This window comes from Streptomyces sp. (assembly GCF_036524955.1).
Lineage (GTDB): Bacteria > Actinomycetota > Actinomycetes > Streptomycetales > Streptomycetaceae > Actinacidiphila.
The window spans coordinates 1-9,885 of record NZ_DATDBG010000024.1 but is presented as its reverse complement, the minus strand read 5'-3'; the positions used below and the strand labels follow the sequence as shown (position 1 = coordinate 9,885).

Below are 9,885 nucleotides of genomic sequence, written 5' to 3'. Positions count from 1 at the left end.
TTCCCGCGCCCCCGCAGCGCGGCACGGGAAACCGCGCCCGTCCGGCGGTCGAGGACGGCGAAGCCCACCCGGGCCAGCGCGACCCAGCCCGTCCGGCGGTCGAGGGCGGACGGACGCCGCGGGCCGGGCGTTATTCGGGTGCGGGCAGGCCCGGCGCGGCCTAGCGTGCCCGCATGGCCCTCGACATTCGAACGCTGGACGACTCCGACGTCGCCGACTGGCTGCGCGCGCTGCACGCCGGTTTCCTCATCTCGCCCTCCGTGTCGGAGGAAGAGGTGGCGGCGCGCCGTCCCACGTACGATCTGGCGCGCACCAGGGGCGCGTTCGACCAGGGCCGCTGCGTGGCGACGTTCCGCAGCATGCCGCGGGAGCTGACCGTGCCGGGCGGCGGCACGGTCTCCGCCTCCGCCGTCACCAACGTGTCGGTGACGGGCACGCACCGCCGCCGGGGTCTGGCCACCCGGCTGATGGCCGCGGATCTCGCGGACGCCATGGAGCGCGGCGACGCGGTGTCGATCCTGGTGGCCGCGGAGTACCCGATCTACGGGCGGTACGGGTTCGGTCCGGCGACCTGGGTCACGGACTGGACGGTCGATGTGCCGCGGGCGGGACGGGACCCCCGGTACGCGGGGCCCGCCGACGGCGGCCGGGTGGACCTGTCGACCATCGCCGAGGTGCGGAAGGCCGGGCCCGCGCTGCACGAGCGGGTCCGCGCGGTGACCACGGGCGCGATCAACCGCACCGGCCACTGGTGGGAGCTGTTCACCGGACAGCGGCGGCTGCCGTCCTTCGAGTGGAAGGAACCCTTCTACGCCCTCTACCGCGATGCCGACGGCCGGGTCGACGGCCTGGTCGCGTACGACATCGACGACGAGTACTGGCCGAACAAGCTGCCCAAGGTGGACGCCACCGTACGGCAGCTGATCGCCGCCACCCCGGCTGCCGAAGCGGCCCTGTGGGGGTATCTGCTCTCCCTGGACTGGGTGACGGTGCTCAAGACCGGACACCGCGCCCCCGACGACCTGCTGCCGCTGCTGCTCGGCGACCCGCGCGCGGCCCGTACCGAGACGTACGCGGACTTCATGTGGCTGCGGGTACTGGACGTGCCCGCCGCCCTGTCGGCCCGCACGTACGCGGGCGGCGCCACCTGCCTGGTCCTGGACGTGAGCGACGCGTCGGGCCTGTCCGGTGGCCGCTTCCTGCTGGAGACGGACGCCTCGGGCGCCGCGGTCTGCGGGCCGGCCCCGGCCGGCGCCTCCGCCGATCTCTCCCTGGACATAGCCGGCCTGGGCTGCCTCTACCTGGGTGACGAATCGCCCGTCCGGCTGGCCGCCCTCGGCCGGATCACCGAGCACCGCACCGGCGCGGCCAGGACCGCCGACGCCCTGTTCCGCACCCCGCGCCGCCCGTGGTGCCCGGAGGTCTTCTGATCCCCGGGGCGGTGCGTGGGCCCGACGGCTACTGGAGGCCGAGGGCCATCCACTTCCCCGGGTCGGTCAGCGGCTCGAAGCCTGTTTTCGCGTAGACGCCGTGCGCGTCGGCGGTCGCCAGCAGGATGCGGCGCAGGCCGTACGGGGCCAGGTGGTCGCGGACCGCGGTGACGAGCGCGGTGCCCAGGCCCTTGCCGCGGGCGGCCGGGGCCACGTAGACGTCGCAGAGCCAGGCGAAGGTGGCGCGGTCGGTGACGACCCGGGCGTAGGCGTGCTGCTCGCCGGTGGCGGAGTCGTAGGCCCCGAAGTTGAGCGAGCCGGCGATCGCGGCCTCCTGGGTGGCGAGGGTGCGGCCGAGCGCCCAGTAGGCGTCGGTGGACAGCCACCGGTGGACGCGCGGGACGTCGAGGCGGGCGGGGTCGGCGGAGATGTCGTACATGCGGGTCAGCGTAGGTCCGCCACCCGCGCCGGCCCGGGTGCGTCTCGGCACCTGAAATCCCCCCGCGCCGTACGGCCGGCCCGGGGGATACTCGAACGACGGGGCGGGAGCGCGACCAAGATCGGAGAGAGACCGCATGAGGATCGGAATCGTCGGAGCGACCGGACAGGTCGGCGGAGTCATGCGCAAGGTGCTGGCCGAGCGGAAGTTCCCCGTGACGGAGCTGCGGCTCTTCGCCTCGGCGCGGTCGGCGGGGCGCACGCTGCCGTGGGGCGACGGCGAGGTCGTCGTCGAGGACGCCGCGACCGCCGACTACAGCGGCCTGGACATCGCGCTCTTCTCGGCCGGCGGCGCCACCTCGCGGGCGCTCGCGGAGAAGGTCGCCGGGCAGGGCGCGGTCGTGATCGACAACTCCTCCGCGTGGCGGCGCGACCCCGACGTGCCGCTGGTGGTCTCCGAGGTCAACCCGCACGCGCTGGCGCACCGCCCCAAGGGCATCATCGCCAACCCGAACTGCACGACCATGGCCGCGATGCCCGTACTGCGCCCGCTGCACGAGGAGGCCGGGCTGATCGCCATGGTCGCCACCACCTACCAGGCGGTGTCCGGGTCGGGTCTGTCCGGGGTGGCCGAGCTGCACAGCCAGGCGCTCAAGGTCACCGGGGCCGCCGACGGGCTCGCCTTCGACGGCGGCGCGGTGGAGTTCCCCCAGCCGGAGGTGTACGCGCGCCCGATCGCGTACAACGTGCTGCCGCTGGCCGGGAAGATCGTGGACGACGGCAGCTTCGAGACCGACGAGGAGCAGAAGCTCCGCAACGAGTCCCGCAAGATCCTGGAGATCCCGGAGCTCAAGGTGTCCGGCACGTGTGTCCGGGTCCCGGTCTTCTCCGGGCACTCGCTCCAGGTCAACGCCCGGTTCGCCCGGCCGATCAGCGTCGAGCGGGCGTACCGGCTGCTGGCCGCGGCACCCGGCGTCGAACTGTCGGAGATCCCCACCCCGCTGCAGGCGGCCGGCCGGGACGCGTCCTACGTGGGCCGCATCCGCGTGGACGAGACGGTCGACCACGGTCTCGCGCTCTTCCTGTCCAACGACAACCTGCGCAAGGGCGCGGCGCTCAACGCCGTACAGGTGGCGGAGCTGGTGGCGGCGGAGCTGGCGGCGGTCTGAGGCGTCGGCCCCTCGTGCGGGCCGCACGACGCCGGACAGCCGCGGCCGTCCGCGTCGTGCGGCCGGTCGCTACCCCTCGTTCAGCAGCCGGAACGCGGCCAGCACCGTCTCCGACTGCAACCCCACCTGATCGGTGACCGGCACCCACGCCAGGTGGTGTCCGGCCTCCAGCTCGCCCGCCCACCGGGTGAGCTGCTGCTCGCAGGAGGCCCGCACGCGGGCCTCCGCCGGGCCCGGCAGCCCGTCCAGGAGCCGCAGCAGGACGCCGGTGACCCGCAGTGAGATGCGGCGGGCGGCGATGTCGAGGGCGCTGAGGTGGGCGAGGGTGAGCGGGACCGGGGAGGGGTGCAGGCGGTCCCAGTCGTCGGCGACGTCACGGCAGATCCCGGCCAGCTCGGCGGCGATCCGCAGCAGCGGCCGGGCGGCCGGGGAGCCGGGGTCGGGCAGCAGCGGCCGGACCCGGTCCAGGAGCACGCCGGTACGGTCGGACTGGCGCCGCAGCAGCGCGGCGAGCCCGGCCATCGCGCGGGCCGGGTCCGGGTGCGGCGCGGTGTCCGCGACCTTCCGGCTGGCCCACATCGGCACCTCGAAGAGCGCGGTCATCCCGCCGTAGCGGTGCGGGCGGATCCAGGTGGAGCGGTTGACGTCCTCCGGCAGGCTCTCGAACTGGGCACGCTCGCCGGGCGCGGGCATCACGTAGACGCCGGGGCCGGAGCTCGGCCAGTACAGCGCGTCGTACGTGCCGGTCTGCACCGGCACATCGCGTTCGGCGGAGAGTTTGCCCAGCGGTTCGGCGAGCCCCGGGATGTCACGGGTGAGCTGGATCCAGCTCCCGCCGAGGTCGTTGCCGTGCAGCGAGCACTGGAGGAAGGGCCGCAGCTCGTCGATGAGGTCGACCAGTGCCCGGGATTCGGGGAGCTGGTCGTCGGCCGGGCGGATCGAGGGTGCCCATTCGGGCTGTTCGTCGGCGGGCGGGCGGTAGGCGTGGCGGAAGTGCTCGGCCGGGGTGCGGCGGACGGCGGGCCCGGCCTCGCTGCGTATCGTCCCGTCCGGGTCGAGGCAGAGCAGGAAGTGCCAGGCGGCGCCCGCCCGGGCGTGCAGCAGGGGGTCGGCGGCGACGCGTCCGGCCAGCTTCAGCGCGGTGGCGGGACCGATCCGCTCGTCGGAGTGCGGCCCGGCGACCACGAGCACGTTGCGCCGGCCGGCCCCGGTCCGCCCCACCGTCAGCACCCGCAGCGGCCGGCCTTCCCGTGACCGTCCGATCTCCCGCAGCGCGCACAATCCCGGGTGCGAACGCGCGAACGCGGAGGCCGCCGCAGCGACCTCCGCGACGCTGGGGTACGCGTCGGCCATAGCCGACGTCACGTGCCGGACGCGTTGCTGTCGCCCGTGGTCTCCTTCTTGTCCAGCGGCCGGATGACGATCGTGGTAGCCATAGTGACTCCCCTCAAATCGGTTGCCACGCAGGGGAGTTGGCCGTTTTACCCCCGGTTTTCCCCCGCGCCTTGCCAAGAGTCCGGTGACCCCGCGACAGTTGTCAAGAGCACGCGTGCTACCTACGCAAGGGGGCCAGGTGACGGGTGCGGGGCAGTCGCACGGGGTCGGCGGCGGACCCGGCGAGCCGGACGGGGGCCTGCTGCGGCCCCGTATCAAACCGGAACACCGGGCGTACCGCACGGTGGACGGCAACGTCAGGATCGGCAGCGTGATCTACGGGATCGGCGCCGAGATCGAGGACGCGGACGGCTGGGTCTGGACCCTCACCGAGGCGATGGACGGCAGCCGCAGCGCGCCGCAGATCGCCGCCGAGGTCACCGCCCGGCATCCGGGGGTGCCGGTGGACTCGGTCCGGTCGGCCATGGCCGAGCTGCGCGAGGCGGGCTTCGTGGACGACGCGGCGGCGCCGCTGCCCGCCGGGCTCGGCGCCCGCGACCGGGTACGGCACGCCCGCGGCGTCGCACTGCTGCGCTGGATGGACCTCAGCCCGCGGGCCACCCCCTGGAAGGCGCAGTTGCGATTACGCCGCGCCCGCGTGCTGGTGCTCGGCGTCGGCGGTACGGGCGGGGCCACCGCCCAACTGCTGGTCGCCTCCGGCGTCGGTCACCTCCACGCGGTCGACCCCGACGTGGTCGAACTGTCCAACCTCAACCGCCAGTTGCTCTACCGCGAGGCCGACATCGGCCGCCCCAAGGCGACGGCGGCCCGCGCCGCACTCCAGGCGCTCAACTCCGATGTGACGGTCACCTCCGAGTGCCGCGAGGTCTGCGGCCCAGACGACCTCATCGCGCTGCTGACCGCGGCCCGGTACGACCTCCTGGTCCTCGGCGCGGACCGCCCCCCGGAGATACGCCGCTGGGCGAACCGCGTCTGCCTTCGCCTCGGCCTTCCCTGGGTGGAAGGCGGTTACCGCGGCCCCCTGGTCACCGCCGGCGTCCACGTCCCCGGGGAGGGCCCCTGCTGGGAGTGCCAGCGGGCCGGCGAGGACGAACGCCGCGACCTGCGCCTGCGCCCGGGCCAGAGCGAGGACGCCGCCTCCCCGCGCATGCCCTGGAACCCTGCGAGCGCGGTCACCGCCTCCCTCTCCGGCACCCTCGTCGCCCACGCCGCCCTCGCCCTCCTCACCGGCGTGCCCCCGATGCAGCCCGGCTTCCGTTACGGCGTCAATCTCATGTCCCTCGGCGACCCGGTCCTGCAGCGGCACCCCCGTCGAACCGACTGCCCTGCCTGCGGCACAAGCCCGTCCGGCGTCCGAGGGCGGGCGAACGGGCGAGGCCGAGCGAAGCGGAACCCGTCCGGCGGTTGAGGACAGCGAAGCCCCGCGGGGTACCGAAACCAGGCCCGTCCAGGCGTCCGAGGGCGGGCGAACGGGCGAGGCCGAGCGAAGCGGAGCCCGTCCGGCGATCTCGGCCACCACCAGGACGTACCGGTCCGCGCCCCGCCGACGGCAGCCCCAGGGGCCGCCCGGCCCCCGCACCCCCGGCCAGTCGCATCCGGCACAGGTCCGGGTGCCGCAGGGGACCCCTTCGCACCGGCCGGCGACGGTGTACGCGACCACCCCGTCAACAACTGCGTCGCGGCGCTGGAGAAGAACCTCGGCCGAGGGTGCGCCCTACCGTACGTCGGCGACGACGCAGCTCACGTTGTCCGGGCCGCCGTGTTCCCTGGCCAGGGCGACCAGTTCGCGTACCGCCTCCGCCGGGTCGGCGACCGAGGTCACGACCCGGCGGATCCCGTCGGGCGGCACGACGGCGGACAGGCCGTCCGAGCAGAGCAGGTAGCGGTCCCCCGGCCGGGCCTCGTGCAGCCGCAGGTCGGGCGTGCCCTCGCCGTCGCCCGCCAGCGCCCGTACCAGCAGGGACCGCTGCGGATGCGAGGCGGCCTCCTCGGCGGTGAGACGTCCCTCCTCCACCATTGACTGGACCAGGGTGTGGTCGTGGGTGATCTGGAAGAGCCCGCCGTCGCGCAGCAGGTAGCCGCGGGAGTCGCCGATGTGGACGAGGGCGAGGTGCGAGCCGGTCCAGAGCATCGCGGTGAGCGTGGTGCCGACCTCTCCCGGCGCCCGGTCCGCCGCGGCGACGCCGTGCACCGCCCGGGTGGCCCGTGCGACGGCGTCCTCCAGGAGGTTGAGCAGTTCGCCGGCCGGGACACCGTCGGTCTCCAGGGCCTTGAGCGCGTCCACGGCGGCGGCGCCGGCCGGCGCTCCGCCGCTGCCGAAGCCGTCGGCGACGGCGAGCAGCCGGGCATCGGCGTAGGCGGTGTCCTGGTTGCTCTCGCGGACCAGGCCGGTGTCGGACAGGGCGGCGTAACGGATCTCCAGCGGTGGGGCGGCGGTCGGGGACATGGCGGGGTCCTTCCCGGACAGATGGTCGATGAGGAAGGAAGCGAGATCCCGCCGCGCGGCGGTCTCGGCCTCGACACGTGCCCAGTACGAGCGGACCTCCCGGGCCGCCGCGGCCGGCTCCAGTGCGCGGACGCGCTGGATGCGGGCGAGCGGCATTCCCAGGCGGCGCAGCCACGCCACCAGCCGGGCCTGCTCCAGCTGCCCGGGTGCGTAGAAGCGGTAGCCGCTCACCGGATCGACGCGGGCCGGTGTCAGCAGGCCGAGCTCGTCGTACAGCCGCAGCGCCCTCGGCGAGAGCCGTGACGCCTTGGCGAACGCGCCGATGCCCAGCAGTTCCATGCCCGCTTCCCTCTCATGCCGGGCCCTTCGCCCGGCTCCACCGATGCTGGGGGTTCCCCCAGGGGGAAGGTCAAGCGACGCACTCCTGCGGGGTGACCTTCGCCCTGGGGGTGCGTGGCACCGCCGGGCGCCGGGCAGCGGCCGGGGGTCGGGGCGGCGTGGCGTACAGCTTGTCCGTCGGCCGGCTGAACACCCGCACGCCGGAGAGGAACAACGAGTTCACGTAGTTGTGCGTCGCCTCGTGTACGAGATCCCCGGCCGACTGGCCCTGTGCCGAGCGGTCGGCCAGGTACTTCCGCGACATGAGGATCGCGCCGTGATAGCTGGAGTCGGTCAGAAGGGTCACGCGGTCGCCGGAGGTGCGTTCGTCGAAGAGCACCACCACGCGAACCATGTGCCGCATCTCGTCGCACCGGGGGCCGTCACGTGCGCCGACGCGACCCCGTACGACGCTGCCTTCGCCGCCGTGCTGGTGCGCACCGCCCGGGTGGCGAGTCGCCCGTGACCGTCGTGTGAGATCGGGATGAGTCGCGCGTGAGCCGCGTATGAGTCGTGCCCTTCAGCATCGCAGCGATCGGTGAACCGAGACTGCGAAGGAGCACGGCATGCGGGAGCAAGCGGCACGCGGGTCGGCCGGTGGGCTGGGGCAGGGCATCAATCGGCGGGTGTTCCTCGGAGGCATGGGCGCCGCTGCCGTGGTGACCGCGGGAAGCGCCTCGGTGGCGCGGGGGGCCCGGGCGGCGGAATCGGCGGAGCTGCCCGCGACCATGCAGGCCCCTCAGACGCTGGCGATGAGGACGTTCAGCCGGATCGACGGCACGCCCGTCTACTACTGGCGCAGCGCCCGGGGCAACACCACCCTGCGCGACTGGCAGTGCACCGACGCCTTCTACGACCGGCTCGTCCTGTGGATACGCGACCTGAGAGACCTGTCCTCGGACGGCGGCCTCGGAGCGGTGGACTTCCTGGTGTCGGCCGGTTTCTACGTCAACAAGCCCGGCGAGCACGGCGCGGGGACGGCGATGGACCTCGACCTGGTGCGCTGGGCCGGCGGGACGCAGTCCTCCCCGCTGGACGGCCACCACGCCGCGAGCAACCGGACCCTGCGCCGTCGCTACCTGGCGGTGGACGCGACGTGCCGCAGGCGGTTCCGGTACGTGCTCGACGGCTGGTACAACTCCGACCACGCCGACCACATCCACTCCGACTTCGCCGACCTGCCGACGCTGTGCGTGAAGGGCTCCCGGAGCGACACGGTGTTCGTCCAGTCCATGTGCAACAACTTCATGGGATCCGGCCTGGCCGTGGACGGCGCCTGGGGGCCCCTGACCGACAACGCCTTCCAGCAGGCCAAGTCCCAGCTCGGCATCACCGGCAACCCGCACACCGATGTCACCTCCTGGCAGAACATGCTGGCGCGCGTGGCGCGGCACGGCTTCAGCGATCAGGCCTTCTGACCGGCCGGCTCCGGCCGCGCGGGCAGCAGCGCGCGGACGTGGCCGGGCAGGCGCAGGCTCGCCTCCGGCAGCGCGAGGGAGGCGAGCGTGCTCCGGTACGCCGCGGTGTGGGCGTCGGCCGGAGCCAGCTCGCCGGACAGCCGGAACGTCGCGGCCAGCCGGGCCTCGATGCGGGCGGTCTCGACGGGTGCGCCCATGGGGTGGCACGCCGTCAGGGCATCGGCGAGGTGGCGCCGGGCGGTGACCGACCGCCCGGCGCCGATGGCCGCGTCGCCCAGGGCGCGCAGGACGTGGACGACACCGAGCGCGTCGCGGTGGTCCCGCAGAGTGGCCAGGACGGGTTGCAGACGCGCGCTCGCCCGCGCCCAGTCGCGGTGCGTGATGTCGATGAGGCCGTGCAGCCGCTCCACGTGCGCCGCTCCCACGTCGTCGCCGATGACGGTGACGATCCCCTGCGCCTCGGCCAGCAGCTCCACCGCCTGCTGTCCCTCCGCGGCGTCCGCCAGAGCCTCGGCGAAGCGCAGCAGGATGACGACCCTGGTGCGGTCGTCCGCCCGGTGGTGGCTGAGCGCCTGACGGTAATGGCCGGCCGCGTCCGCCGGCCTGCCGAGGTCGGCGAGGACGTTGGCCAGCCCGGTGAACGCGTACGCCAGACTCCGGTCGGACTGCCCCCGCCGCCTGGCCTCGGCCAGGGACTTCCGGTACAGCTCGGCGGCGCTCCGCAGCCGGCCTCGCAGCGCCGTGGCCTTGGCCACCTGCCACGTGGCGTCCGCGATGATCTCCGGGTCGCCGACCCGGGTGGCGACCGTGAGGGCGTGACCCGCCGCATCGGCGAGTTCTGCGTAGCGGTCCTGCTGGTACGTCGCCCAGCACAGCGCGAAGTAGAGACGGGACAGTCGGCGGTCGGGCGCGGCCGGGTCCGGCCAGCACGCGATGGCCGAGCGGAGCACCGCTTCCCGCTCGGCCTCGTCGTAGCGGATGACGAGGTAGCCGTCGAGCTGGAGCGCGAGGTCGCCGGCCAGGTGGGGACGCCCGAGGCGGCCGGCCAGGTGGACCGCGGCGGTCAGGTTCAGCCGTTCGGCGGCGAACCACTCGGCCGGGCGCTGCCGCACCACCGACACCACGGCGGGGAGCGGCTCACCGGCCGGGGCGAGGGGGTCCAGCGCCCCGCCGTGCCCGAGGCGGCCGGCCGCCTGCGCGGCGAGTTCGAG

At 74.2% G+C, this 9,885-nt stretch carries 9 protein-coding genes; 4 read left to right on the top strand and 5 right to left on the bottom strand.

Features of this window, described 5'->3' with window-relative positions:
• Window positions 1-173: 173 nt before the first annotated feature.
• Complete coding sequence (locus VIW71_RS02105; protein WP_331620111.1) at window positions 174-1,430, top strand: GNAT family N-acetyltransferase; 1,257 nt, start codon at window positions 174-176, stop codon at window positions 1,428-1,430.
• A gap of 28 nt (window positions 1,431-1,458) precedes the next feature.
• Here VIW71_RS02105 and VIW71_RS02100 read toward each other — a convergent pair whose 3' ends face one another.
• Window positions 1,459-1,869, bottom strand: coding sequence for a GNAT family N-acetyltransferase (locus VIW71_RS02100; protein ID WP_331620110.1), 411 nt, complete (start codon window positions 1,867-1,869; stop codon window positions 1,459-1,461).
• A 136-nt stretch (window positions 1,870-2,005) separates the two neighbouring features.
• Here VIW71_RS02100 and VIW71_RS02095 point away from each other — a divergent pair, with 136 nt between their 5' ends.
• Window positions 2,006-3,037, top strand: a complete 1,032-nt coding sequence (locus tag VIW71_RS02095; protein WP_331620108.1) for an aspartate-semialdehyde dehydrogenase — start codon at window positions 2,006-2,008, stop codon at window positions 3,035-3,037.
• 69 nt (window positions 3,038-3,106) lie between these two features.
• Here the strand turns inward: VIW71_RS02095 and VIW71_RS02090 are convergent, their stop codons facing one another.
• Window positions 3,107-4,390 (bottom strand): M14 family zinc carboxypeptidase, encoded by a 1,284-nt coding sequence (locus tag VIW71_RS02090; RefSeq protein WP_331620107.1) that lies wholly within the window; start codon window positions 4,388-4,390, stop codon window positions 3,107-3,109.
• A gap of 295 nt (window positions 4,391-4,685) precedes the next feature.
• Between VIW71_RS02090 and VIW71_RS02085 the strand changes: the two genes are divergently transcribed.
• Window positions 4,686-5,840 carry a ThiF family adenylyltransferase gene (locus VIW71_RS02085; protein WP_331620112.1) on the top strand — a complete coding sequence of 385 codons (1,155 nt, stop codon included), beginning with the start codon at window positions 4,686-4,688 and terminating at the stop codon, window positions 5,838-5,840.
• 306 nt (window positions 5,841-6,146) lie between these two features.
• On the opposite strand, the gene VIW71_RS02080 is transcribed toward VIW71_RS02085, so the two are convergent.
• Together VIW71_RS02080 and VIW71_RS02075 are read right to left on the bottom strand one after the other, a co-directional pair.
• A complete protein-coding gene (locus tag VIW71_RS02080; RefSeq protein ID WP_331620106.1) occupies window positions 6,147-7,217 on the bottom strand; it encodes a protein phosphatase 2C domain-containing protein in 1,071 nt (356 codons plus the stop codon).
• 70 nt (window positions 7,218-7,287) lie between these two features.
• Window positions 7,288-7,611 carry a hypothetical protein gene (locus tag VIW71_RS02075; protein WP_331620105.1) on the bottom strand — a complete coding sequence of 108 codons (324 nt, stop codon included), beginning with the start codon at window positions 7,609-7,611 and terminating at the stop codon, window positions 7,288-7,290.
• Window positions 7,612-7,822: 211 nt separating this feature from the next.
• Here VIW71_RS02075 and VIW71_RS02070 point away from each other — a divergent pair, with 211 nt between their 5' ends.
• Window positions 7,823-8,674, top strand: a complete 852-nt coding sequence (locus tag VIW71_RS02070; RefSeq protein ID WP_331620104.1) for an extensin family protein — start codon at window positions 7,823-7,825, stop codon at window positions 8,672-8,674.
• Here the strand turns inward: VIW71_RS02070 and VIW71_RS02065 are convergent.
• Window positions 8,662-9,885 (bottom strand): hypothetical protein (locus VIW71_RS02065; RefSeq protein WP_331620103.1); only part of this gene is annotated, 1,224 nt, incomplete at its 5' end. The genes VIW71_RS02070 and VIW71_RS02065 overlap by 13 nt on opposite strands.